Annotated in this window: 23 protein-coding genes; 16 read left to right on the plus strand and 7 right to left on the minus strand. The window is 72.0% G+C overall.

What is annotated here, in order from left to right:
- Positions 1–5 precede the first annotated feature (5 nt).
- On the plus strand, positions 6–953 hold the full coding sequence (locus WFI00_RS03555) for a DnaJ domain-containing protein (RefSeq protein ID WP_336630609.1): 948 nt from the start codon (positions 6–8) through the stop codon (positions 951–953).
- Between the two features lie 34 nt (positions 954–987).
- Here the strand turns inward: WFI00_RS03555 and WFI00_RS03560 are convergent, their stop codons facing one another.
- Positions 988–1,626, minus strand: a complete 639-nt coding sequence (locus WFI00_RS03560) for a TetR/AcrR family transcriptional regulator (protein ID WP_336630610.1) — start codon at positions 1,624–1,626, stop codon at positions 988–990.
- 73 nt (positions 1,627–1,699) lie between these two features.
- Between WFI00_RS03560 and WFI00_RS03565 the strand changes: the two genes are divergently transcribed.
- From WFI00_RS03565 to WFI00_RS03575, 3 genes are all read left to right on the plus strand, one after another.
- On the plus strand, positions 1,700–2,239 hold the full coding sequence (locus WFI00_RS03565) for a YaeQ family protein (protein ID WP_336630611.1): 540 nt from the start codon (positions 1,700–1,702) through the stop codon (positions 2,237–2,239).
- A gap of 42 nt (positions 2,240–2,281) precedes the next feature.
- A complete protein-coding gene (locus WFI00_RS03570; RefSeq protein ID WP_336630612.1) occupies positions 2,282–3,007 on the plus strand; it encodes a VIT1/CCC1 transporter family protein in 726 nt (241 codons plus the stop codon).
- A gap of 141 nt (positions 3,008–3,148) precedes the next feature.
- The gene (locus WFI00_RS03575; RefSeq protein WP_336630613.1) at positions 3,149–4,699 is read left to right on the plus strand and encodes an APC family permease; all 1,551 of its coding nucleotides are present in this window, start codon (positions 3,149–3,151) and stop codon (positions 4,697–4,699) included.
- Between the two features lie 21 nt (positions 4,700–4,720).
- Here WFI00_RS03575 and WFI00_RS03580 read toward each other — a convergent pair whose 3' ends face one another.
- Positions 4,721–5,683 carry a LacI family DNA-binding transcriptional regulator gene (locus WFI00_RS03580; RefSeq protein WP_336630614.1) on the minus strand — a complete coding sequence of 321 codons (963 nt, stop codon included), beginning with the start codon at positions 5,681–5,683 and terminating at the stop codon, positions 4,721–4,723.
- A 108-nt stretch (positions 5,684–5,791) separates the two neighbouring features.
- Here WFI00_RS03580 and WFI00_RS03585 point away from each other — a divergent pair, with 108 nt between their 5' ends.
- The 10 genes from WFI00_RS03585 to WFI00_RS03630 all read left to right on the plus strand — a co-directional run bounded on the left by WFI00_RS03585 (position 5,792) and on the right by WFI00_RS03630 (position 15,869).
- Entirely contained in the window at positions 5,792–7,291 is a 1,500-nt protein-coding gene (locus WFI00_RS03585) for a mannitol dehydrogenase family protein (RefSeq protein WP_336630615.1), read from the plus strand.
- On the plus strand, positions 7,288–8,292 hold the full coding sequence (locus WFI00_RS03590; protein WP_336630616.1) for a zinc-binding dehydrogenase: 1,005 nt from the start codon (positions 7,288–7,290) through the stop codon (positions 8,290–8,292). The genes WFI00_RS03585 and WFI00_RS03590 overlap by 4 nt, the downstream gene beginning before the upstream one ends.
- A gap of 54 nt (positions 8,293–8,346) precedes the next feature.
- Entirely contained in the window at positions 8,347–9,738 is a 1,392-nt protein-coding gene (locus tag WFI00_RS03595) for an MFS transporter (protein ID WP_336630617.1), read from the plus strand.
- Position 9,739: 1 nt separating this feature from the next.
- A complete protein-coding gene (manD, locus tag WFI00_RS03600; RefSeq protein WP_336630618.1) occupies positions 9,740–10,981 on the plus strand; it encodes a D-mannonate dehydratase ManD in 1,242 nt (413 codons plus the stop codon).
- Positions 10,971–11,657 carry a bifunctional 4-hydroxy-2-oxoglutarate aldolase/2-dehydro-3-deoxy-phosphogluconate aldolase gene (locus WFI00_RS03605; protein WP_336630619.1) on the plus strand — a complete coding sequence of 229 codons (687 nt, stop codon included), beginning with the start codon at positions 10,971–10,973 and terminating at the stop codon, positions 11,655–11,657. Before manD ends, WFI00_RS03605 begins: the two co-directional genes overlap by 11 nt.
- A complete protein-coding gene (locus tag WFI00_RS03610) occupies positions 11,654–12,580 on the plus strand; it encodes a sugar kinase (protein WP_336630620.1) in 927 nt (308 codons plus the stop codon). Before WFI00_RS03605 ends, WFI00_RS03610 begins: the two co-directional genes overlap by 4 nt.
- A gap of 139 nt (positions 12,581–12,719) precedes the next feature.
- Entirely contained in the window at positions 12,720–13,409 is a 690-nt protein-coding gene (locus WFI00_RS03615) for an SDR family oxidoreductase (RefSeq protein WP_336630621.1), read from the plus strand.
- Positions 13,406–13,873, plus strand: a complete 468-nt coding sequence (locus WFI00_RS03620; protein ID WP_336630622.1) for a glutaminase — start codon at positions 13,406–13,408, stop codon at positions 13,871–13,873. Before WFI00_RS03615 ends, WFI00_RS03620 begins: the two co-directional genes overlap by 4 nt.
- A 98-nt stretch (positions 13,874–13,971) precedes the next feature.
- On the plus strand, positions 13,972–14,580 hold the full coding sequence (locus tag WFI00_RS03625) for a transcriptional regulator (protein ID WP_336630623.1): 609 nt from the start codon (positions 13,972–13,974) through the stop codon (positions 14,578–14,580).
- Positions 14,577–15,869 (plus strand): MFS transporter, encoded by a 1,293-nt coding sequence (locus WFI00_RS03630; RefSeq protein ID WP_336630624.1) that lies wholly within the window; start codon positions 14,577–14,579, stop codon positions 15,867–15,869. Before WFI00_RS03625 ends, WFI00_RS03630 begins: the two co-directional genes overlap by 4 nt.
- Before the next feature lie 16 nt (positions 15,870–15,885).
- Here WFI00_RS03630 and WFI00_RS03635 read toward each other — a convergent pair whose 3' ends face one another.
- Entirely contained in the window at positions 15,886–16,491 is a 606-nt protein-coding gene (locus tag WFI00_RS03635) for a sugar O-acetyltransferase (protein ID WP_336630625.1), read from the minus strand.
- 58 nt (positions 16,492–16,549) lie between these two features.
- Between WFI00_RS03635 and WFI00_RS03640 the strand changes: the two genes are divergently transcribed.
- On the plus strand, positions 16,550–18,067 hold the full coding sequence (locus WFI00_RS03640) for an alpha-N-arabinofuranosidase (protein WP_336630626.1): 1,518 nt from the start codon (positions 16,550–16,552) through the stop codon (positions 18,065–18,067).
- Between the two features lie 131 nt (positions 18,068–18,198).
- Here the strand turns inward: WFI00_RS03640 and WFI00_RS03645 are convergent, their stop codons facing one another.
- The 4 genes from WFI00_RS03645 to WFI00_RS03660 are packed head-to-tail and all read right to left on the minus strand — an operon-like array spanning position 18,199 to position 23,732.
- A complete protein-coding gene (locus WFI00_RS03645) occupies positions 18,199–20,502 on the minus strand; it encodes a beta-glucosidase family protein (RefSeq protein ID WP_442928290.1) in 2,304 nt (767 codons plus the stop codon).
- Positions 20,503–20,507: 5 nt separating this feature from the next.
- Positions 20,508–21,416, minus strand: coding sequence for a carbohydrate ABC transporter permease (locus tag WFI00_RS03650; protein ID WP_336630627.1), 909 nt, complete (start codon positions 21,414–21,416; stop codon positions 20,508–20,510).
- Positions 21,413–22,435 carry a carbohydrate ABC transporter permease gene (locus WFI00_RS03655; protein ID WP_336630628.1) on the minus strand — a complete coding sequence of 341 codons (1,023 nt, stop codon included), beginning with the start codon at positions 22,433–22,435 and terminating at the stop codon, positions 21,413–21,415. The genes WFI00_RS03650 and WFI00_RS03655 overlap by 4 nt, the downstream gene beginning before the upstream one ends.
- Before the next feature lie 7 nt (positions 22,436–22,442).
- Positions 22,443–23,732: an ABC transporter substrate-binding protein gene (locus WFI00_RS03660; protein ID WP_336630629.1), complete on the minus strand. Its 1,290-nt coding sequence runs from the start codon at positions 23,730–23,732 to the stop codon at positions 22,443–22,445.
- A 167-nt stretch (positions 23,733–23,899) separates the two neighbouring features.
- On the opposite strand from WFI00_RS03660, the gene WFI00_RS03665 reads away from it, so the two are divergent.
- Positions 23,900–24,898, plus strand: a complete 999-nt coding sequence (locus WFI00_RS03665) for a LacI family DNA-binding transcriptional regulator (RefSeq protein WP_336630630.1) — start codon at positions 23,900–23,902, stop codon at positions 24,896–24,898.
- The last annotated feature ends 65 nt before the right edge of the window (positions 24,899–24,963 follow it).

A 24,963-nucleotide genomic window follows, 5' to 3' on the forward strand; every position in this document is an offset into this window, starting at 1 on the left:
CGAGCGTGTTCGACAGCCCCCTGTCGGCCTCGGCGTACGAGGTCCTGCAGATCGCGCCGGATGCCACCGACGACGACCTCCGTCGGGCGTACCGGCTGCGGCTGCGCGAGACCCACCCGGACACCGGCGGCGATGCCGCCCGGTTCGTCCGCGTCCAGCGCGCGTGGGAGCTCGTGGGCACCCCGGAGGCGCGTGCCGCGTACGACCGCGGGCACGGCTTCGCCGCCGGCTCGTCCTCCGGAGCCTCGGACGCGTCGGACGGCTTCGAGGCGGACGGATGGCGCCCGCGGTCGCGGCCCGCCGACACGCGGCCCCGGGCGCGATCCTTCGGTCAGCCCGGCGGATGGCGCCGCGAGCGCTACCTCACGCTGATGCGGGAGTGGGTGGGACGCGGCGCGGAGCTGCCCGACCCGTACGACCCCGCGCTCGTGCGCACCGCGCCCCGCGAGCTGCGCCGCCTCCTCGCCGACGCGCTCGCCGAGGAGGCGACCGCCCGCATCGTGGGGGACCTGGGCATGGGATACACGGTGTGGCACGACGTCGCCGCCGATCCGCGCGACGCCTCGCTGAAGCTGGATCACATCGTCCTCGGGCCGAGCGGGCTGTACGCCGTGCTCAGCGAGGACGTGGGCGGTCCGGTGCGACTGCGGCGGGGCGAGCTCATCGGCGAGGGCGTGGTCGGGTCGCCGATCGCGGACCTCGTCGCGGGGGCGCGCGCTGTCGCCCGCGCCGCGCGGGTCCGGTTCAGCGGGGCGATCGTCGTGCTGCCGGACGACGACGTCGTGCCCGCGATCGACGAGATCGGCAAGGTGCGGGGCCTCCCGGTGGCCGTCGTCGCGCGTTCGGCGCTGTCGACGGTGCTGCGCCGCGGGCTCACGGGGGCGCGGGACATCGGCGGCAACGAGCTGTTCGACGTCCGCACGCGGCTGCAGCAGGTCGTCCGCTTCCTCTGAGCGGGTCCGGCGCCCGGGCGGCGGCGGTCGGCGGTCAGGCCGGGGCGGCGAGGAGGTCGTCGAGCATCCTCAGCGCCGCCTCGTGGTCGACGGTCGCGTCCAGCAGCCACTGGGTCTGCAGGCCGTCCGAGGCGGCGATGACGAGCGCGGCGACGAGGCCCGCGTCCACGTCCGCCCGGAGCGCGCCCGCGGACTGCAGTGCGCGGACCTGGTCGGTCAGCTCGGCGCGCAGGCGCGCGAACCGCGCCGTGATGAACCCGTGCGCCGCGGGCCGGGTGCCGTCGAGCGCCGCCGCGACGAGCGAGGAGTACAGCTGCACGAGTCCCGGGATCTCGCGGTTGCGGGCGGCGGAGGCGCGCATCGTCTCGGCCGGGCTGATGTCGGCGGCGTCCGGCCGACCGGGCTCGCTCTCCGCGTCCGCGCGCCGCTGGGACTCGTCGTACACGGCGACCAGCAGCTCGTCGAGGGAGCCGAAGTAGTGCGTGAGCGCCGCGTGGGTGACCCCCACCTCCTGCGCGATCGCCCGCAGGCTCGTGCGGCTGCCGCCGCGCTGGGCGAACACCTCGATCGCCCGGTCGAGGATCTCCTGGCGGCGGGCGATCCCCTTGGCATAGCTGCCGCGCGGCCGCGCGGCGGCGCCCGCGGCGGGGACGTCCTCTGCGGCCGGGCTCATGCCCAGAGCCTAGCCGCACGAAACCCTCCGAGTGGAGGAATTCGCGACGCCCACAGCGGTCTAGGCTCGGACCATGGCGATCGGCGTGGTGATGCACACCTTCGACGTGCAGCTCGCGGACGTCGACCGCGGCGTCTACGAGGACCTGACGCTGCGGCTGGGGCGGCATCCGTCCGAGACCGCCGAGTTCCTCGTGACCCGACTGCTGGCGTACTGCCTCGAGTACACCGAGGGCATCGGGTTCAGCGAGGGCATCTCCGCCACGAACGAGCCCGCCGTCTCGGTGCGCGACGCGACGGGCCGGATGACCGCGTGGATCGAGGTCGGATCGCCCGACGCCGAACGGCTGCACCACGGCAGCAGGCTCGCCGGGCGCGTCGCGATCTACACGCATCGCGACCCCGCGCGCGTGCTGCCGCAGTACGCCGGCAAGAAGATCCACGAGGTCGAGCGGATCGCGCTGCGCTCCTTCGACCCCGGCTTCGTCGAGTCGGCGGCCGCTCTGCTCGATCGCCGCAACACCGTCACCGTCTCGGTCACCGAGGGTCAGCTCTACCTCGACGTGAACGGCACGAGCCTCTCCTCTCCCGTCCACGTCCATCCCCTCGGCTGACCGCATGCGGTGCGGGGCCGGGCGAGCGCCTAGCGTGGAGCCGTGAGCGCGACACAGGCATCCGGACACCCCGACGAACCGCACTCCGCGGGGATCTCCCAGCGGCTGAACTGGCTGCGCGCCGGGGTGCTGGGAGCCAACGACGGCATCGTCTCCACGGCCGCCGTCGTGGTCGGCGTCGCGGGGGCGACCTCGGCCGTCCTGCCGGTCCTCCTCGCGGGTTCCGCCGCCCTCGTCGGCGGCGCGATCTCGATGGCCCTCGGCGAGTACGTGTCGGTGTCGAGCCAGCGTGACACCGAGCGCGCGCTCATCGAGAAGGAGCGGGGCGAGCTCGCCGCCGATCCCGAGGCCGAGTTCGCCGAGCTGGTCGGGCTGTACCGCGAGCAGGGGCTCACCGAGCAGACGGCCGCCCAGGTCGCGCGCGAGCTCACCGACCGCGACGCGCTGCGCGCGCACCTGGCGGCCGAGCTGCACATCGACCAGGACGACGTCGTGAGCCCCTGGAGCGCGGCGCTCGCGTCGGCGGTCGCGTTCACGACGGGCGCGCTGCTGCCGATGGCCACGATCCTGCTGCTGCCCCACCCGATGCGCCTCGTGTGGACCTTCGCCGCCGTGCTGGTGGCCCTCGCCGTGACCGGATACGTCGCCGCCTGGATCGGCGGCGCCCGCCGCGGGCGGGCCATCCTCCGCACCGTCGTCGGCGGTGCGCTCGCCCTGGGGGCGACGTTCCTCGTCGGCTCGCTGTTCGGCGGCGTCGCCGGGGGGTGAGCTCGTCGCGGGCTGTACGCGGCGGCGACCGGCGCGCCCGAGAATCGCCCGTGCGGCGACCGCGCCCGCGCATGCGCCGGGTCTAGTCTTCCCTCACCGCGTCACCGGTGACGCACCGGCACGCATGAGCGGAGCAGAGCGATGAGCGACTTCGGAAAGACGACACCGATCCACCTCGATCGCGGGGAGGGGAAGGGGCTCGCCGCGGGAACGCTCGGGCTGTGGGGATCGACCGTGATCGGTCTCGCCTCCACCGCGCCGGTCTACTCGCTCGTGGCGACCCTCGGCTTCGTGGTGCTCGCCGTCGGCGGCCAGGCGCCCATCGCGTTCGTCATCGCGTTCGTGCCGATGCTGTTCATCGCCTTCGCCTACCGCGAGCTGAACAACGAGATCCCCGACTGCGGCACGACGTTCACGTGGGGGACGAAGGCGTTCGGACCCTGGGTCGGCTGGATGGGCGGGTGGGGGGTCGCGGTCGCCGGGATGGTCGTGCTCGCGAACCTCGCCCAGATCGCCTCGGTCTACTTCTGGGACCTGTTCGGTCTCTCCCTGGAGAACAACGACTGGCGGATCGTGCTGGTCGCGGTGCTGTTCATCGCCGCGATGACGTGGGTGAGCTGGCGCGGCGTCGAGATCGGCGAACGCATCCAGAACGTCCTGCTCGCCGTCCAGTACCTCGCGCTGGCGATCTTCGTGGTCGCCGCCCTCTGGCAGTTCTTCGCGGGCACCGCCCCGAACCCGACACCGTTCGACTGGAACTGGCTGAACCCCTTCGCCTTCACCGACTTCCACGGATTCACCGAAGCCGTGCTCCTGGCGCTGTTCATCTACTGGGGATGGGACACCTGCCTCGCCCTCAACGAGGAGACGAAGGACCCGAAGCGCATCCCCGGACGCGCGGCGCTGCTGACCACGGTCATCCTGCTGTTCACCTACGTCGCCGTGACGATCTCGGCCATGATGTACGCCGGGCTCGGCGAGGACGGCGTGGGCCTGGGCAACGCGGCCAACGCCGACGACTTCTTCCTGGCCATCAAGGACGGGCTGCTCGGGCCCTGGGGCTGGCTGCTCGTGGTCGCCGTCCTCATCTCGGCCGTGTCGTCCACGCAGACGACCATCCTGCCCACGGCCCGCGGCACCCTGGCGATGGGCGTGTACCGCGCCCTGCCCGCGCGGTTCAAGATCGTCCACCCGGTCTACAAGACGCCCTCGTTCTCCACGATCGTCGGCGGCACCGTGGCGATCTGCTACTACGTCGGCATGACGCTGATCAGCGACAACATCCTGCAGGACTCGATCCTCTCGCTGGGGCTCGCGATCGCGTTCTACTACGCCATCACCGGGTACGCCTGCGTCTGGTACTACCGACGCGACCTGGGGCGGTCGGCGCGGGACCTCTGGTTCAAGGGCATCCTGCCGCTGCTGGGCGCGCTCATGCTGACCTTCGCCTTCGTCCAGTCGGCGATCGACATGTACGACGTGGACTACGGCAACACCGTGCTCCTCGGGATCGGCGGCACCTTCGTCGTCGGGATCGGCGCGCTACTGGTGGGTGTCGTGCTGATGTTCGTCTGGTACGTCTTCCCGCGCTCGAAGCCCTTCTTCCAGGGGCGCTCGCTCAACCGCGAGACGCCGGTCATGGTGCCCGACGAGCCCGGCGAGGTGTTCCGCTCGGTCGACGGCGGGATCTGACCCGTCCCGGTGCGGGGTCGGTCAGGCCGGCGGGGCGGTGGTGCCGCGCACGATGAGCTGTGAGGCGAGGGCGATCGTCTCGGTCGTGCGCTGCCCGCGGATCGCATCGGTGAGAAGCTCGACGGCGAGTCTGCCGGTGCGCTCGAAGGGCGTGCGGACCGTGGTGAGACCCGGGTGGACGACGCCGGCCATCTCGATGTCGTCGATGCCGACGACGCTCAGGTCGTCCGGGCAGCGCCGACCCAGGTCGCTGAGCCCCGCCTGGAGGCCGAGGGCGACGAGGTCGTTGTAGGCGATCACCGCCGTGGCGCCGCTGGCCACGATCGTCGCGGCCGCGGCGCGTCCGCCCTGGATGTTCGCGGAATGGGGGCTCTGCACCGACAGGTCGAGACCGTGCGCGGCGCACGCCGCCTCGAGCTGGGCGATGCGGGTGCGATTGGCCCAGGACTGTGCGGGGCCGCTGGCGAAGGCGATGCGGGAGTGGCCGAGGGCGGCGAGGTGCTCGACCGCCTGGGCGATGCCGGCCGAGGTGTCCATCAGGATGCAGGGCAGCTCCTCGATGCTGCGGTTGACGATCACGGCGGGGGCGGTGCCGACGCGGGCGACGATCTCCTCGTCCGGCAGGCGCGGAGAGAACAGGATCATCCCGTCGATGTCGCGGGCGCTCTCGATCTGCTCCGCCTCCTGGCGCGGGTCCTCTCCGGTGTCGTAGATCACCGGCCGGTTCCGACCGTGCCACGAGCGCCCCTGCGCCGCCTTGACGAGGGTGGCGTACACGGGGTTGGCGATGTCGGGCACGATGATCCCGAACGTGAGGCCGCCGGACGCCGGCGCTGCGGCGCCGCGGTAGCCGAGCTCGCCCGCGGCGTCGCGCACGCGCGCGAGCGTGCCGGGGGCGAGCCGATCGGGCTCGCCGAACGCACGGGAGGCGGTGGCGAGCGAGACCCCCGCGCGCTTGGCCACATCCGTCAGTGTCACCTGCACCGGGTCCCCTCTCCGTCGTCGCCCTCTCATTGTCCGCGACGGCGCGGGGTGGGACAACCTGGATGCAAGTCTTGACAAGACTTGTACAACTATTGCAGACTTCAGATCATGCAGAGTCGCACGACACCGCGGGACACCGACCGACGGCCCGCGCGGACCGAGATCGTCCACCTCGGCCTGGGCAGCTTCCACCGTGCGCACCAGGCGGTCTACACCGCACGCGCCCGGGAGCTCGTCGGCGGCGACTGGGGCATCGCCGGTGTGGCGTCCGGCTCGTCGCGCGTCGTCGACGCGATGCGCGCGCAGGACCTCCTCTACACGGTCGCGCAGCTCTCGCCCGAGGGCATGGAGCTCAGCGTGCCGGCCGTCCACACCGACGCGTTCGTCGCCGGTGCGGACCCCGCGCGCCTCGTGGCCGCGGTGGCGGACCCGGCCGTGCGCGTGGTCACGCTCACCGTGACCGAGGCGGGCTACACCTTCGACCCCGCCACCGGTGCTCTCGACACCTCCGGCGACATCGCCCTGGACCTCGCCGGGGGCCTGCCGCGCACGGTCATCGGCCGGCTCGCGCGCGGACTCCAGTGCCGCGCCCGCACGGGCGACCCGGTCACGATCCTCAGCTGCGACAACCTCGCCTCGAACGGGGCGCTCACCGAGCGGCTCGTCCGCGAGTTCCTCGCCGCCCTGCCCGGGGGCGAAGGCGGCGAGACCCTCGCCTTCCTCGACGCGGCGGTGACGTTCCCGAACTCGATGGTGGATCGCATCGTCCCCGCCACGACGCCCGCCCTGCGCCGCCGGGTCAGCGCGGCGCTGGGCCGGCGCGACGACGTCCCGGTGCCCGCGGAGCCGTTCTCGATGTGGGTGATGGAGGACCGCTTCGCCGCGGGGCGGCCCGCGTGGGACGCCGCGGGAGCGATCATGAGCGATCAGGTCGACCGCTACGAGACGGTCAAGCTGCGCCTGCTGAACGGCTCGCACTCCCTCATCGCGTATCTCGGCGGTCTCGACGGGCGTCAGAGCATCCCCTCGGCCTGGCAGCGCCCCTTCATCCGCGACGCGGTGCTCTCCCTCATCCGCGACGACTACCTGCCCACGCTGCATCTGCCGGACGACTTCGACGGTGACGAGTACGTCGCCGACCTCACCCGCCGCTGGGCCAACTCGGCGCTCGGCGACAAGGTCGCGCGGGTCGGGTCGAGCGGGTCGACCAAGCTCGTCCAGCGCGTGCCGGAGCCCGCGCTCCAGCTCCTCGCGGCCGGGCGGATGCCCCACCAGCTGGCACTCCTGCTCGCCGCCTGGATCTGCGCCACGTCGGCGGTCCCCGGTGTCGACGCCGGCCCGGTCTGTGCCGAGATGGACGAGCCGGCGCGCGACCGGATGGCCGAGGCAGCGCGCGGTGCGCGCTCGCCCGAGGAGCACGCACGCGCCGTCCTCCGGGCGGGCCTGTTCCCGGCCGAGCTCGCCGAGCACGACGCCTTCGCCGGGAGGGTGGGGGAGCTCGTCGGCATCGCTGCCCGCTCGGGCGTGCGCGCCGCCGCCGCCGACGCGCTCGCGGCGTCACGGGGTGCCTCTCCCCTCGCGGGAACCATCGACAGGAGCGACGCATGAAGACCCTCGCCATCCACGGTCCCGAAGACATCCGCTGGGAGGATCGCGATCTGCCCGAGCCCGCCGAGGGCGAGGTGCGGCTGCGCGTCGGCTACGTCGGCATCTGCGGCTCCGACCTGCACTACTACTTCCACGGCGCGAACGGGGAGTACACGGTGCGCGAGCCCCTCACCCCCGGCCACGAGCTGTCGGCCACGGTCGACCTCGACCCGTCCGGCATCCTCGCCCCCGGCACGGCCGTCACCGTGCACCCGGCACGCTACGGGCCCTCCGTCCGCGGGCTCGAGGACCGCCCGCACCTCCGGCCCGGCGGCGACTACCTCGGCAGCGCCGCGTCCCTCCCGCACCGGCAGGGTGCCGCCGCCGAGTACCTGATCGTCGACGCATCGATGATCCGCGTGCTTCCCGCCGGCCTGCCGCTGCGCCGGGCGGCGCTCGCCGAGCCCCTCGCCGTCGCCCTCCACGCCGTCGGCCTCGCCGAGCGCGTGGCCGGCGGGCGGGTGCTGGTCATCGGCGCCGGTCCGATCGGGCTGCTCGTCGTGGCCGCGGCGGTGCGCGCCGGCGCGGCGAGTGTCTCGGTGAGCGATCTGCGTGCCGAGCCGATCGAGCGCGCCCGCGGGCTCGGCGCCGTCGACGCCTTCATCGCCGGCCGCGACGAGATCCCCGCCGACGCGTTCGACGTCGTCTTCGAGTGCTCCGGGGTCACCGTCTCCTTCGCGCAGACGGTGCGCTCGGTCGCCCGCGGCGGCGAGGTCGTGCAGGTCGGAATGCTGGCGAACCGCGAGTCGCCCGTGAACCTGGCGCCGCTGCCCACGAAGGAGATCACCATCCGCGGCGCGTTCCGCTTCTCGGACGAGATCGACGACGCGATCGCGATGCTCGCCGCTTCGGACGACCTGGACGCCGTCATCTCCCACGAGGTTGCCGCGTCGGACGCGGCCGCGGCGTTCGCCCTCGCACGCGACTCGTCGGCGTCCGCGAAGGTCCTGCTCGCACTCTGACGCGCTCCGGCGCCCACCACCGAACAACCCCACATCCGTACGAAGGAGTAACGAATGACTGATTCGCTCGCATCCGGCACCGGGGCGCCCCCGGTCGCCGAGCGCAGTGTGAAGGACCTGGTCCGCGCCGCCGTCTCGGGCTGGCTCGGCACCGCGCTGGAGTTCATGGACTTCCAGCTGTACTCGCTGGCCGCCGCCCTGGTGTTCAGCCAAGTCTTCTTCGCCGGCGGCGACGCGGGCATGGCCGTCGTGCTCGCCATGGCGACCTACGGCGTCGGCTACGTCGCCCGGCCCCTCGGAGCGGTGTACTTCGGCCGCATGGGCGACCGGATCGGCCGCCGCAAGGTGCTCTTCTACACGATCCTCCTGATGGGACTCGCCACGACGCTCATCGGGTTCCTGCCGACGTACGGTCAGGTCGGGATGATCGCGCCGATCCTCCTGGTCGCGCTGCGGCTGGCCCAGGGCTTCGGCGCGGGCGCCGAGATCTCCGGAGCGGGCGTCATGCTCGCCGAGTACGCTCCCACGAACCGACGCGGCATCATCGCCTCCCTCGTGGCCCTCGGCACGAACTGCGGCACGCTGTTCGCCTCGGCGATCTGGGCGATCCTGCTCGCGGTCATGCTCGAGGAGGATGTCATCGAGTGGGGCTGGCGCATCCCGTTCATCGCCAGCGCCGTCGTGATGGTCTTTGCCGTGTGGGTGCGCCTGCGCCTCAAGGAGAGCCCCGTGTTCGAGGAGCGCACCGACGTCGTCGACGGCCGCGCCATGACCCGCAGCGAGGTCGAGCAGCTCGCCACCGAGACCGGGGACATCCGCACGCTCGAGGCGCTGCAGCGCAGGCCCGTCAAGGCGATCCTCGTCGCCTTCCTGCTGCGCTTCGGCCAGGCCGGCAACTCCGGACTCATCCAGACCTACCTCATCTCGTTCATCACCGTCACCCTCGCCGTGCAGAAGGGCGTGGGGCCCGAGGTGGTCATCGTCTCGTCGCTCGTCGGCTTCCTGACGATCCCGCTCGTCGGCTGGCTGGGCGACCGCTTCGGACGCCGGCGGATGTACATCGTCATGTCGGCGCTCGCGCTCGTGCTCGTCGTGCCCATGATGCTGCTGATCAACTCCAAGGACATCGCGTCGATCTTCGTCGGCTACGTGGTCATCCACAACGTCGGCGTCCTCTCCCTCGCCTCGATGGAGAACATCTCGATCCCCGAGATCTTCGGCGCGCGCAACCGGTACACCCTCACCGCCGTCGTCCGCGAGATCGCCGCGATCATCGCGACGGGCATCGGCCCGGTCGTCGCCGCGGCGTGGGTCGCCGCCGCGACCGGCAGCGTCATCCCGGTGATCGTGCTGCTCGCCCTGTTCACCGCGAGCGCGCTCGTGGCCGCCGTGATCGCGCCGGAGTGGACCGGTCGCGACCTCACCGACCCGCGATCGGCGATGTGACATGACCATCGAGATCGTCGACGTCCACGTCACCAGCCCCGGACGCAACTTCGTCACCCTGCGCATCGTCACCTCCGACGGCATCGTCGGGTGGGGGGACGCGACCCTCAACGGGCGCGAGCTCTCCGTCGCGTCCTACCTCACCGACCACGTCGCGAGCATGCTCGTGGGGCGCGACGAGGACCGCATCGAGGACACCTGGCAATACCTCTACCGCGGACCGTACTGGCGTCGCGGCCCGGTCACCATGGCCGCGATCGCCGCCGTGGACATGGCGCTGTGGGACATTAAGGCCAAGAAGGCCGGGATGCCGCTGTACCAGCTTCTCGGCGGCGCGAGCCGCGACGCCGTGCGGGTGTACGGCCACGCCTCCGGCAGTGACTACGCCGCGCTCCGGGACGCCGTCGCGGGCTACGTCGAGGCGGGCTACACCGCCGTCCGGGTGCAGACCGGCGTGCCCGGGCTCGGCCAGATCTACGGGGTCTCCAGCAGCGCGCCCGGGGTGCGGTACGACTACGAGCCCGCCCGCCGCGCGGCGGACGGCTCCGCGGCGACGCGTCCGACCGAGGAGATCTGGGACACGCGTGCCTACCTCTCGCACATGCCCGGGGTGTTCTCGCGCCTGCGCGAGGACTTCGGCACCGGCGTGCGCATCCTGCACGACGGTCACCACAGGATGACCCCGATCGAGGCGGCCAGATTCGCCAAGGACGTCGAGCCGTACGACCTGTTCTGGCTCGAGGACTGCACGCCCGGGGAGGATCAGACGGCGCTGCGCCTCGTGCGGCAGCACTCGACGACCCCGCTCGCGATCGGCGAGGTGTTCAACAGCGTGTACGACTACCAGACCCTCATCACGGAGCGTCTCATCGACTACGTGCGCTCGGCGGTGACGCACACCGGGGGCATCACGGCGATGAAGAAGCTGCTGGACTTCGCCGCGATCTACGGGGTGAAGTCCGGCATCCACGGCCCCACCGACGTCTCGCCCGTGGGTATGGCCGCGGCGCTGCACCTCGACCTCGCGATCCACAACTTCGGCATCCAGGAGTACATGCCGCACAACGACACGACCCTGGAGGTGTTCCGCACGTCGTTCACGTTCGACCGCGGGTTCCTGCATCCGGGCGACGCTCCGGGCCTCGGCGTCGAGCTGGATCTCGTCGCCGCCGACGCCTTCGCCTACACGAAGGCCTACCTGCCGGTGAACCGGCTGCAGGACGGGACCGTCCATGACTGGTGAGTCGCAGACCCGACCCGAGCGCCTCGCGCTGCCCGAGCGCACGGAGGCGTCGCGGCTGGTCGTCGTCGCACGTGCCCCGCACGCCGACGCGTACGCACCGGTGCTCGACGCCCTCGTCGCGGCGGGCATCCGCAGCATCGAGCTGACCCTCACGACGCCGGCGACGATCGAGCTCCTGCCCGAGCTCGTCGCGCGCTACGACGGCCTGGCCGACCTCGGCGTGGGCACGGTCACGGACGTCGACGAGGTCGATGCGGCCGCCGCCGCGGGCGCGCGCTACCTCGTGACCCCCGTCAGCGATCCCGCGGTGGTCGCCCGGGCGCTCTCCGTCGGGGTGCCGATCGTGCCCGGCGGGCTCACCCCCACCGAGTTGCACGGGTCGTGGCGCGCGGGCGCGTCCGCGGTCAAGGTGTTCCCCGCGGGGCAGGTCACCCCCGGCTATGTCGCCGACCTGCGCGGGCCGTTCCCGGGCATCCGGGTCGTGCCCTCCGGCGGCGTCGACCTCGAGGGGGCACGCGCGTGGCTGCGTGCCGGCGCCGTCGCGGTGAGCGTCGGCGGTCCGCTCCTGGGCGACGCCTTCCGCGGCGGCGACCTCGATGCGCTGCGCGAGCGGGCCGCGGCCTTCGTCGCCGTGTGCGCGCCTCAGGCGCCCGCGTCGCCGGGGGTCGAGCGATGAGCGGACGCGTCGTCACCCTCGGCGAGACGATGGCGCTGCTGCGCACCCGCGAGATCGGCACGCTGCAGCACCTCCCCGACGTGGCCGTCGGCATCGGCGGCGCGGAGAGCAACGTCGCGATCGGCCTGCGCCGTCTCGGCGTCGACGCGTCGTGGGCCGGGGTCGTCGGCGACGACATGCTGGGCCGGCGCATCCTGCGGGAGCTGCGGGGTGAGGGTCTCGACGTGCGCGCGCGGACCGCGGATGCGTCGACGGGGCTCATGATCAAGGAGCGCCCGACCGCGTCGTCCACGGCTGTCACGTACTACCGCGCCGGGTCGGCGGGCTCCACCCTCGCGCCCGGCGACGTCCCCGCGGGATGGGTGGAGGAGGCGGATCTCGTCCACGTCACCGGGGTCACGGCGCTCGTGTCCGCGTCGGCGCTGGCGTCTGTGGACACGGTCTGCGCCCGGGCGCGCGCCGCGGGCACGGTCATCTCGTTCGACATCAACTACCGCTCCGCTCTCGCTCCCGCCGATGTCGCCCGGCCGGTCCTGCGGCGCCTCGCGGACGGCGCCGACATCGTCTTCGGCGGCGAGGACGAGTTCGCCCTCATCGCGCCGGGTGAGGCCGCGGAGGCGGCCCTGGCGGGGCGCGAGGTGGTCGTCAAGCGCGGGGAGGCCGGTGCGTATGCCGTCGTCTCGGGGGTCCGCACGGACGCCCCGGGCTTCTCGGTCCACACGGTCGACACCGTGGGTGCCGGCGACGCGTTCGTGGCCGGCTACCTCGCCGCCCGCCTCGCCGGTGCCGACGTCTCCGCCCGCCTCGCGCAGGCCAACGCGTGCGGGGCCCTCCTGTGCATGTCGCCCGGCGATTGGGAAGGCGCCCCCACCGCTCGTGAGCTGGCCGCCTTCCTCTCGCCCGGGGATCCCGTCTCGCGGTGAGGGGTGCGGGCCGGCCGGTCGTCGGACCGGTGGGGAGGGTGTGACCCGGTGAGACCTGGGACGTGACACCTGCCCCACCGATCCGACGACCGGCACCGTGCCCCCGCCCGATGAGGGCGCAGGGTGGGAGGATGGATGCATGACCACCCACCTCATCACGGGCGCCGGTTCGGGCATCGGCCGCCTGATCGCCGAGCGGCTCCACGCGCGCGGCGACCGGCTGGTCCTGCTCGCGCGGAGCGCGGCACGCGCCGACGAGCTCGCGAGCGCCTTCCCGGGGAGCGTGCTCGTCGTGAGCGACCTCTCCCGGCCCGCCACGATCGCCCCCGCCCTCCAGGCCCGGATGCCCGACACGATCGACACGGTCGTGCACGCCGCCGGGGTCGTCCGGCTCGGCCCGGTCGCCGACCTGCCCGTCGACGCGTGGGAGTCCCAGCTCGCCGTCAACCTGATCTCGCCCGCCGAGCTCACGCGCGTCGCCCTGCCCTCCGTGCGCGCCGCGCGGGGCCAGATCGTGTTCGTCAACTCCGGGGCGGGTCTCACCGCGCACCCCGACTGGGCGGCGTATGCCGCCTCGAAGCACGGGCTGAAGGCCCTCGCCGATGCGCTGCGCCGCGAGGAGGAGCCCCACGGCGTCCGCGTGACCTCGGTGTACCCCGGCCGGACGGCCACTCCGATGCAGGCGGAGGTGCACGCCCAGGAGGGCGCGTCGTACGACCCCTCCCGCTGGATCGATCCGGCGTCGGTGGTCGCGGCGGTGCTCGCGGCGATCGATCTGCCGCGCGATGCCGTGATCTCCGACGTCACGGTGCGGCCGGGGCCGCGATGACCGACGCGTCCGCGCTGTTCGAGGCGGCGCGACGCCGTCTCGCCGGGACGCCCGCCGAACGGCTGGGCGACTGGGCCGCGGCGCGGAAGCTCCTCGGGTTCGGGCGCGCGCCGCGCATCGTGCCGATGGGCGAGGCCTGGCACGTGGGTGTGCTGCTCATCGCGGAGAGGGCCGTGTACGCCACGGGCGAGGTGCTGCGGGCGCGCACCGAAGCGCCTCGGGGGTACACCGCCGAGGCCCAGCGAGCCCGGTCCGAGCGTGCCGCCGCGGCGGCACGCGGCGGATTCGCCGACGGCGAGGTGGTGCATCTGGGCGCCGTGGAGCTCGATCTCGCCGCCCTCACCGCGGGACGCGACACGGGGCCGCTCTCCCTCGTCGGCGGCGTGCCCCACGTCCGCTGGAGCGCGACGGGGTCGCCGCGCCCGCTCGCCGACTACCTCGACGAGCAGCTCGCCCTGCGCTGAGGGGCCGGATCCGCACCAGAGCGATGTCCGGACTCCTCTGTGCAAAGAAATTGTGCATAGAACTTGTGCAGAAATTCTCTGCATGCCATCATCGACGCATGTCCGATGACACTCCCGACGACATCCCCGACGTGCTCCACCTGGACGAGCGTGCGGTGCGGGTGCTCGCGCACCCGCTCCGTTCGCGCCTGCTGACGCGGCTGCGCACCGACGGCCCGTCGACGGCGACCGAGCTCGCCGGCCTCCTGTCCACGAACTCCGGGGCGACGAGCTATCACCTCCGCGCTCTCGCCTCGGTCGGGCTCGTCGCCGACGCGCACACCGGTCAGGGGCGGGAACGCAGGTGGCGCGCCACGAGTCGCTCGCACGCGTGGACCCCCTCGACGTTCGCCGACGACGAGGATGCCCGGACGGCCCTCGGCTGGCTCGAACGCGACTACGTGCGTCAGTCCGCCGTGCGCGCGGAGGAATGGCTGGATGCCGCCGACGCGTGGCCCGCGGAATGGGTCGACGCTCTCGGGCTCTCGGATGCGATTCTGGAGGTCACGCCGGCGGGCGCACGGGCGCTCCAGGCCGACCTCGCCGCACTCGTCGAGCGATACCGCGAGCAGGGGGAGGGCGACCCGGCCGCGCGCCGCATCCATCTGAGCTCGTTCACCCGGCCGGTCGACCTCGCGCCCCCGGCGGACGCCGATTTCGATTCGTGAGCTCACCGCTGACGAGCCGGGAGGCGGGGCGCCGGTTCGTGCTCCTCTCCGCGACCCGCTGGTTCCCCGTCGGACTCGTGTTCGGACTGACCGTGCTGCTCCCGCTCGAGCGCGGGCTGACGCTCCCCGAGGTGGGAGTCCTTCTCTCCCTGCAGGGATTCGTCGTCCTCGCTCTGGAACTCCCGACCGGGGGGCTCGCGGACACCCGCGGGCGTCGTCCGCTTCTCATCGTCTCGGGGGTGCTGGCCGTCGTCGCGGCGTCGACGCTGGTCGTGGCGACGACCTTCGTCGCGTTCGCCGCCGCGGCCGTGGTCCAGGGCGTCTTCCGCGTGCTCGACTCCGGTCCGCTGGAGGCCTGGTACGTCGATTCCGCGCTGGCCGCGGACCCCGGACACCCCATCGAGCGGGGTCTCAGCCGCGCCGCGACGGTGCTCGGGGCGTCGATCGCCGCGGGTGCGCTCGTCTGCGGAGGCCTGGTGCTGTGGCGGCCGCTCGGCGACGAGTGGGCCCTGACGCTGCCGTTCGCCGTGGCGGCGCTCGTGTACGTCGTGCACACGCTGCTCGTCGTCGTGCTCGTGCGCGAGCCGCGCGAGGACACGGCTCGCGCAGATCCGTCGGGGCAGCGTCGCGGCGCACGGACCCTCGCCGCTTGGGGCCGTGGGGCCCGCAGCGTCGTCCGTGACGTTCCGCGGGTGGTGGCACAGGGGCTGCGTCTTCTGCGCACGGCGCCCGTGCTGCGTGCGCTCGTGCTGGTGGAGGTGTTCTGGAGCATCGCCATGATCGCGTTCGAGACGCTGACCCCGGTGGGTCTCGCCGACGATCTGGGCGGGGAGGACGCCGCCGCGGCGGTGCTCGCGCCGGCGTCGGCGGCGGCATGGGGGCTCTTCGCGCTCGGCTCGCTCCTGGCCGGACGGGTGAGCCGGCGCATCGGTGTAGCGCGCACGGCGATCCTCGCCCGCGTGCTGAACGGGCTGTCCGTGGTCGGCATGGGCGTGGTCGCCGGTCCCGTGGGACTCCTCACCGGCTACGGCCTCGCCTACGTCACGCACGGCGCGGCGGGGCCCATGCACAGCGCTCTGCTGCACCGCGAGGCGGAGCCGCAGAACCGGGCCACCGTCCTGTCCATCAACTCGATGGTCGCCGGGGGTGCCTACAGTGTCGGGCTGCTCGTTCTGACGCCGCTGGCGGCGTCGACGTCGACGTCGACGGCTTTCGTCGCGGCGGGTGCGGTCAGCATCCTCGGCGCGCTGCTGTACGTCCCGGCATGGCGGCGCGAGCGCGGCCGATGAGGTCGCCGGGTCGGGCTCAGTCGGTGTGCAGCGGCCGGATGACGCGGCAGGGGTTGCCCGCGGCGACGACGCCGGAGGGGATGTCGCGCGTCACGACCGATCCCGCCCCGATCACGCTGTCGGAGCCGATCGAGACCCCGGGGAGGATCGTCACCGACCCGCCGAGCCAGACGTTGTCGCCGATCGTGACGGCGCGGGCGCGCTCCCAGCCCTCGCGGCGGCGGACGGGCTCCTCGGCGTGGTTCGGGGTGTAGATGCTGCACCGCGGGCCGATGAGGCAGTCGGCACCGATCGTGACGTATCCGCCGCCGACGACGAGGAAGTCCTTGTTGATGAACGTCCGGTCCCCGATCGTCAGCCCGATGCCGTAGTCGAGATTGATCGGCGGACGGAAGTCGATCCCCTCGCCGGCGCCCGGGATCAGGTCGCGGAAGAGACGCTGCGCCTCGTCGGGCTCGTCGAAGAAGATGCGGTTGATCCGCGCGCACGTCGACTGGGCGTGCCAGGTCAGCTCGGGGAGGCTCTCGGAGGCCCGGTACCGGATCCAGTCCCCGGCGAACAGGGCGCGGACATCGTCGTCGCTCGCAAGCAGAGCGTCCAGCTCGGACTTATTTGTTGTCATGAGGAACATATTAGGGGAAGATGGACGCGCGGCGAAGCCGCCGCAGAACGGAGACCTCATGACCCCCGCCCGCGCCGCCGTCGACCTGGACGTCACCGGCCCGCAGATCAGCCGTCACCTCTACGGACATTTCGCCGAGCACCTCGGACGGTGCATCTACGGCGGCTTCTGGGTGGGGGAGGACTCGCCGATCCCGAACGAGCGCGGCATCCGGCTCGACGTCGTCGAGGCGCTGCGGGCCATCCGCATCCCGAACCTGCGCTGGCCGGGCGGATGCTTCGCCGACGAGTACCACTGGCGCGACGGCGTCGGCCCGCGGGACGAGCGCCCCACGATGGTCAACACGAACTGGGGCGATGTCGTCGAGGACAACGCCTTCGGCACGCACGAGTTCATGGACCTGTGCGAGATGCTCGGCGCCGACCCGTACGTCAACGGCAACGTCGGCAGCGGCACCGTCCAGGAGATGAGCGAATGGGTCGAGTACCTCACCCGCTCGGGCGACAGCCCGATGGCGCGCCTGCGCCGGGCGAACGGGCGTGACGAGCCTTGGCGGGTGCCCTTCTGGGGGATCGGCAACGAGGCATGGGGCTGCGGCGGCAACATGACGCCGGAGTACTACACCTCGCTCGCGCGCCGCTACGCGACCTTCTGCAAGGAGCACGACGGCAACCGGCTGGTGCGGATCGCGGCGGGCGCCTCCGACGCCGACCTGCGCTGGACCCACACCCTCATGGCCTCCGCGACGTCGTCGAACACGCCCGACCCGCAGCCCTCGCCCTTCCAGGCGATCTCGTTCCACTACTACACGCACGCCGGGACCGGCATCCAGAAGGAGTCGGCGACCGAGTTCTCCCGCGACGAGTACCTGCGGACGGCCGCGCACGCGCAGCGCATCGAGCAGGTCGTCAGCGCGCACGAGGCGGTGATGGACTCGTACGACCCCGAGCGCGTCATCGGGCTCGTCTGTGACGAATGGGGCACGTGGTGGAACGTCGAGCCGGGCACGAACCCGGGCTTCCTGTTCCAGCAGAACACGATGCGCGACGCCGTCGTGGCGGGTCTCCACTTCGACGTGTTCCACCGGCACGCGGCACGCATGCGCATGGCGAACATCGCGCAGACGCTCAACGTCCTGCAGGCGATGATCCTGACGGACGACGACGGCGGTCTCGTGCTGACGCCGACCTACCACGTGTACGAGATGAACGCCGGCCACCACGACGCCCTGTCGGCGCCCGCGCACGTGCTCGACGCGCCTCGTCTCGCGGTCGACGACGACGAGCTGTCCGTCCTGTCCCTGTCGGCCTCGACGACGGACGGCGCGGCGCTGATCTCCCTCACCCATGCCGGCCCCGACGCGCCCCTCCCCGTCGAGATCGACCTGCGCGGCCGGTCCGCGACGGTGGCGCGGGCACGCGTGCTGACCGGACCGGATGCGAGCGCGCACAACACGCCCGCGGCGCCGGACGCCGTCGCGCCGGTCGCCCTCGAGGCGACGGTCGAGGACGGGATCCTCCGGCTGACGCTTCCCCCGGTGTCCTTCGCGACGGTAGAGCTCGCGCTGGAGGGCTGAGCGGAACGGCGGCCTGCCCGCCCGGGCCGGTCGCCGGACGCAACGCCTGACGTCCCGGCCCGGGCACACGAAGAGCGCACCCGGTCCCTCCGGAGAGGGTGCCGAGTGCGCTCTTCCGACGCCCGGAGGGTTCAGCTCGAGACCGACACCCCCACCAGGCGACGGTCCTGCGCCGTGATCCGGTGCACGTCGCCCGTGATCTCGACGCGCGCCTCGGTCTCCCGGTCGGCGACGGACGCGCCCACCCACAGGTCGATGCGCCCGGGCTCGACGATCCGCTCGCCCGAACGACCCGTGAAGGCGAGGCGCGAGGTCGGCACGTCGAAACGCACGAGCGCCGACGCCCCCGGGTCGAGGTCGACGCGCGCATAGCCGACGAGCTGCGCGACGGGTCGGACGACGCTGCCGACGACGTCGTGCGCGTAGAGCTGCACGATCTCGGTGCCCGCCCGCTCCCCGGTGTTGGTGACGGTCACGGATGCCTCGAACGCCCCGCCCGCGGCGACCGCGGCGTCCGCCGTGAGACCCGTGCGGGAGAACGTGGTGTAGCCGAGACCGAACCCGAAGGGGCGCACGGGCGTGACATCGGTGCTCGTCACGTCGCTGTTGCCCCCGAGGATCGGGTGCAGATACGAGTACGGCTGCGCGCCCGCGGAGCGGGGGAGCGAGACCGGCAGGCGCCCCGAGGGGGACACCGCCCCCGACAGCACGCGGGCGATCGCGGTGCCGCCCTCTTCGCCGGGGAAGAACGCCTGCACGACCGCGGCCGGCGCCTGCTCGCCGTCGAGCGCCCACGCGAGCGCGTACGGGCGGCCGGTGACGACCACCAGCACGACCGGGGTGCCCGTCGCGACGATGCGCTCGACGAGGTCGCGCTGCACTCCCGGCAGCTCCAGGCTCTCCGCGTCGTTGCCTTCGCCGACCGTTCCGCGCCCGAACAGGCCGGCGCGGTCGCCGACGACGACGACGGCGACGTCCGCCGCCGCGGCGGCGTCTTCGGCCGCGGCGAAGCCCGAACGGTCCTCGCCGTCGACCTCGCAGCCGGCGACCGACGTGATCTCGGCGTCCGGCAGCTCCGTGCGCAGCGCCTCGGTCACCGTCGGGATGGCGAATCCGAGGGGCACGTCGGGCAGGTGCGCGAGGACGTGGTTCGCGAACGAGTAGCAGCCCATCAGTGCGGACGCCTCGTCGGCGTTCGGGCCGATCACCGCGACGCGCCGCGGCGCCGCGAGGGGGAGCACGCCGTCGTTGCGCAGCAGCACGAGCGACCGTTCGGCGATCGTGCGCGCCGCCTCGCGGTGCGCCGGGGTGTCGAGGTCGATCTCGGTCGGGGGAGCGGACTCGTCCGGGTCGAGGAGACCCAGCGACTCCTTCTGAGCCAGCACGCGGGCGAGCGCCCGGTCGACGAGCTCCTCGTCGATGCGGCCCTCGCGGAGGCCGTCCAGCAGAGGGCGCGCGTAGGCGTCCCCGCTGGGCAGCTCGACGTCGATGCCCGCCGCGAGCGCGAGGCGGGCGGCCTCCGTGCGATCGGCGGCGACGGCGTGCATCGTCTCGAGGAACGCGACGGCGAAGTAGTCCGAGACCACGACGCCGTCGAAGCCCCACTCGCCGCGCAGCAGATCGGTGAGCAGCGTCGGGTCCGAGGCGACGGGGATACCGTCGATGTCGGTGTAGGAGTTCATGACCGACCGGACGCCGCCGTCGCGCACCGCCATCTCGAACGGCGGGAGGAAGACGTCCGCCAGCTCTCGCGGCCCCGCGTGGACGGGAGCGTGGTTGCGTCCCGCCTGCGACGCCGAGTAGCCGACGAAGTGCTTGAGGGTCGCGTGCACGCCCGCGGCCTGGACGCCCTGGACGTAGGCCGTCGCGATCGTGCCGACGACGTACGGATCCTCCGCGATGCACTCGTCGACCCGGCCCCAGCGGGGATCGCGGATGACGTCGAGCACGGGCGCGAGCGTCTGGTGCACGCCGAGACGCTGCATCGACTCCCCGATCAGGCGGCCCATGCGCTCGACCGACTCGGGGTCGAACGCCGCGCCCCAGGCCAGCGGCGTGGGGAACGTCGCCGCCTTCCACGCCGCGAGGCCGGTGAGCGACTCCTCGTGCACGATGGCGCCGATGCCGTGGCCGGACGCCTCCCTGAGGCGCTGCTGCTCGGCCCACAGCCATTCGGCGCGCTCGACGGGTTCGACCGGACGCGTGCCGTAGACCCGGGTGAGGTGGCCGAGGCCGTGCTCGGTGGCCTCCTCGTACTTGGTCGAGGTCGCCATCTCTCCCGCCAGAGGGGCGACCACGTCGTCTCCCTGGTCCACCCAGAAGCCGACGAGCTGAGCGATCTTCTGCTCGATCGTCATCTCGGCGATGAGCCCGCAGACACGGGCGGAGGCCGGCTCCGTCGGCTCGGCGCGGACGGAGTTGTCGGAGATAGTCACGCGGATCAGCCCTTCACGGCGCCGGTCAGGCCACCCACGATGCGACGCTCGAACAGGCTGAAGAACACCAGAGCGGGAAGCATGGACAGCGAGGTGAACGCGAGCACCTTGGCGGTGTCGACGGAGTACTGCGACGAGAACGCCTGCACACCCAGCGGCAGGGTGAAGGTCGCCTCGTTGTTGAGGATGAACAGCGGCAGCAGGTAGCTGTTCCAGCTGCCGATGAACGCGAGGATGCCGACGGTGATGACGCCGGGGATGGACAGCGGCAGCACCATCCGCCAGAAGAAGCCCAGGCGGCTCGCGCCGTCGATGAAGGCCGCCTCCTGGATCTCGTCGGGGATGGCGCGCAGGAACGGCACCAGGATGATGATCGTCGTCGGCAGGGCGAACGCGATCTGCGGCAGGATGATCCCGCCCAGCGAGTTCATGAGGCCGAGGTCGCGGATGACGATGTACAGCGGGGTGATCGCGACCGTGATGGGGAACATCAGGCCCGCCGCGAACAGTGCGTAGAGGGCGCCCTTGCCGCGCAGCGGGTAGCGGGCGATCACGTAGCTGGCCATGAGGCCGAGCACCACGACGCCGGCCGTCGTCGCCCCCGCCGCGATGAGCGAGTTCAGCACCTGCTGCCAGAACTGCGGTCCGGTGAGCACCGCGAGGTAGTTCTCGAACTTCCACGGGTCGGGCCATCCGGCCGGGTCGACGGTGATCTGCGAGTTGCTGCGGAAGCCGCCGATGATGATGTACAGCACCGGTGCGAGCATGAGCGCGATCACCACCAGCGCCACGAAGTAGACGATCGGGCTGCCCCAGGGCAGCGGCTCCTTGGCGGCCTTGCGGTCGCGGCGGCTGCGACGGCGCTCGGCCCGGGCGGTCGCAGCGACCGAGGCGGGTGCGGTGAAGGCGCTCATCGGCTCTTCTTCCCTTCCGTGATCGCCCCGGCCGTGTCGCGGCGCAGGACGAATCGCTGGTAGATCAAGGCGACGACCAGCGAGATGACGAAGATGACGACGGCGACGGCGTTGCCGAAGCCGAAGTTGCCGGCGTTGCGGCCGTTGACGACCATGTAGGTCGCCATCGTCGAGGTGCCGGCGGTGGAAGCCACGTACTGGCCCCAGATGATGTAGACGAGGTCGAACAACTGGAGGGCCCCGATGATCGACAGGAAGGCCCAGATCCGCAGCGTCGGAGCCAGCAGCGGAAGGGTGATGCGCAGGTGCGCCTTCCAGTAGCCGGCGCCGTCGAGGGCGGCGGCCTCGTAGAGCTCCTCGGGGATGCCCTGGAGCCCGGCGAGGAAGAGGATGACGGCGAAGCCGACGTACTTCCAGGTCAGGATGACCATCAGCGTCCAGATCGCGATGGCGGGGTCGGCGATCCAGTCGTGCGTGAGCCCACCGAGGCCGATGCTGTCGAGGAAGGAGTTCAGTGCGCCCTGCGTCTGCAGCATGAGCCCGAACCCGGTGCCGACGACGACCTCGGCGATCACGTACGGCACGAAGATGAGGACGCGGATGATCGACTGGCCGCGCATCCGGCGGTTGAGCATGAGGGCCAGGAGGACCGCGACCGGGCCCTGCAGCACGATCGAGGCGATGACGACGAACGCGTTGTGGCTCAGGGCGTCGTGGAACGTGGGGTCGGTGAGGATCGTGATGTAGTTCTGCAGGCCGACGAAGTCCGTGGGAGCGCCGTAGCCCTGCCAGCGGAAGAAGCCGTAATACGCCGCCATGACGACCGGGAAGATGACGAAGCCGAGGAACATGAGCAGCGCAGGGCCGACCAGGATCGCGACTTCGAGTCGTCCGGCCCACCCCAAACCTCGGTGACGGCGGCGCGGCGTGGACGGGGGCGGCGTGACGCCGCCCCCGTCGTGCTGCGCGAGATCCGTCTCCGCGTCGCTATTCGTCGCGGCGGTCTCGCGAAGGGTCATGATCCGATCAGCCCTTCTTCGCAGCGTCGGTGACCGACTGGATCATCTGCTTCGGGTCGCTCTTGCCCGCGAGCAGGTCGACGACCGCGACGTTCAGCGCGTTGCCGACGTTCTGGCCGAGGACGGTGTCGAGCCACTGCGAGACGAACGGCGCCTTGTTGTAGGCCGCGAGCACTTCCTGCAGGTAGGGCTCCGTCACCGACTTCTGCGCGGTCGTGTTGACCGGCGGCGCGTTGTACGCCTTGTAGTACGCGACCTGCTGGTCGGCCGACGCGATGAAGTTCAGGAAGTCGGCGCACTCCTTCGGGGCCTTGGCCGAGCAGGAGTACCCGTCGACGCCGCCCATCATCGATCCGGGCTCGCCCTGACCGCCGGAGATCTCCGGGAAGGGGAACCAGGCGAGGTCGGGGAGGGGCTTCTCGTCGGGCGTCAGGGAGGCGATCACGCCCGGGTCCCACGCGCCCATGAGCTCCATCGCAGCCTGGTGGTTGGCCACGAGGCCGGCCGAGCTGCCCGCGCCCTGCTGGGCCGAGGTGGTGAGGAAGCCCTCGTTGAAGGGCTTCGTCGCGGCGAAGTCGGCGAGGTCCTGAGCCGCCTTCGTCCAGCACGCGTCGCTGAAGTCCTTCGAGTCGCCGGTCTCCTCGATCGTCTTGGCGCTGCACTCGCGCAGGGCGAAGTTGTAGTACCAGTGCGCGGCCGGCCAGGCGTCCTTGGCGCCGAGCGCGATCGGAGCGATGCCGGCGTCCTTCAGCTTGCCGACGACGCCCTCGAGGTCCGTGATCGTCCCGGGGGTGGCGGTCACGCCGGCCTGGGTGAACAGGTCGGAGCTGTACCAGAAGCCGCTGGGGAGCACCGCGAGCGGCATGGCCCAGACCTTGTCCTGGTACGTCTCGGCCTTGAACGACCCGCCGGAGATCTCCGACTTCACGGTGTCGCTGATCTTGTCCGTGAGGTCCATGACCTGGCCCGCCTGCACCATCGCGGCCATCTTGCCGCCGCCGCGCTGCAGGAAGATGTCGGGAGCGTCCCCGGCATTCAGCGCCGTCTGCAGCTTGCCGTCGAGGTCCTCGTTCTGGATCGACTGCATCGTGATCGTGACGTTCGGGTTGTCCTTCTCGAAGGCCGCGATCGCGTCCTTCCAGAACTGCTGACCAGCGCCGGTGGTCGAGTTCTGCCACAGGGTCATCTCGACCTTGCCGTCACTCGAGCCGCCGGATCCACCGCCGGTGCAGGCGCTGAGCGCCAGGGCGCCCGTGACCAGGAGCGCTGCCCCGGCCAGGATCTTCTTCGCCTTCATGTGATTCCTGTCCTCCTCGTTGAGCGTCACCCCGGCCTTCCGGGGTTCGGAGCATTCCGGCTTATCGGGAACCGGAATGCGGCCAGTGTGCCGATTTGTTGCGAACGGCGTCAAACGTTTTCAAAAACCTTTTCCATAACGTTTGCGACAGCGTACGATCGAGCCCCATGAGCCGTCGCGCCACCATCCACGACGTCGCCGCCGCAGCCGGGGTGTCGGTGGCGACGGTGTCCAAGGCCGTCAACGGCCGCTACGGGGTCGCGAGCGCCACCGTCACGCGCGTCCTGGAGGCCGTCGCCGACCTCGGCTACGAGTCGAGCCTCGTGGCGAGCAGCATGCGCTCGCGACGGACGGGCGTCATCGGCGTCCTCGTGGCCGACTTCGAGCCCTTCAGCGCAGAAGTGCTGAAGGGTGTCGGGGCGGCGCTGAGCGGCCACCGCTACGACCTGCTCGCCTACAGCGGCGCCCGCGAGGACGACCCGCGCGGGTGGGAGCGACGCTCGCTCAGCCGGCTCAGCGGCACCCTCATCGACGCCGCGATCATGGTGACGCCCACCGTGGACGGCGTGAGCGCCGAGGTGCCGATCGTCGCCGTCGACCCGCATCTCGGTCGCGCCGACATCCCCTCCGTCCAGTCCGACAGCCTCGGCGGCGGCTTCGAGGCGACGATGCACCTCATCGAGCTCGGCCACCGCCGTATCGGGTTCCTCGCGGGCCGCCCGGAGCTGCGCTCGTCCGGGATGCGCGAGGCGGGCTACAAGCGCGCGCTGGCCCAGGCGGGCATCCCGTTCGACCCGAGCCTGATCGCGGTCGGCATGTACGACCCGGACACCGTGCGCCTGGTCGCCCGCCCGCTCCTCCAGCGCGAGGATCGCCCGACCGCGGTCTTCGCGGCCAACGACCGCTCCGCGCTCGGGCTCATCGAGGTCGCCACCGACCTCGGCCTCGACGTGCCGGGCGATCTCTCGGTCGTCGGGTTCGACGACATCCCGGAGGCGTTCCAGAGTGCGCGGCCGCTGAGCACCGTGCGTCAGCCCATGCAGCGCCTGGGCGCCGAGGCGGCGCGGATGCTCATCACGCTCCTCACCGGGGGAACCCTCGAAGCGCCGCATCGGGTGCTGCCGACGCGCCTCATCCCCCGCACGACGACCGCGCGTCCGCACTGACACCGGCGTCGCCGACGCGGAGCCGACTCCGCGGTAACGATGCAATGAAAACGTTGACATCGATG

The sequence above is a fragment of the Microbacterium sp. MMO-56 genome, from assembly GCF_037146215.1.
Classification (GTDB): Bacteria; Actinomycetota; Actinomycetes; order Actinomycetales; family Microbacteriaceae; genus Microbacterium.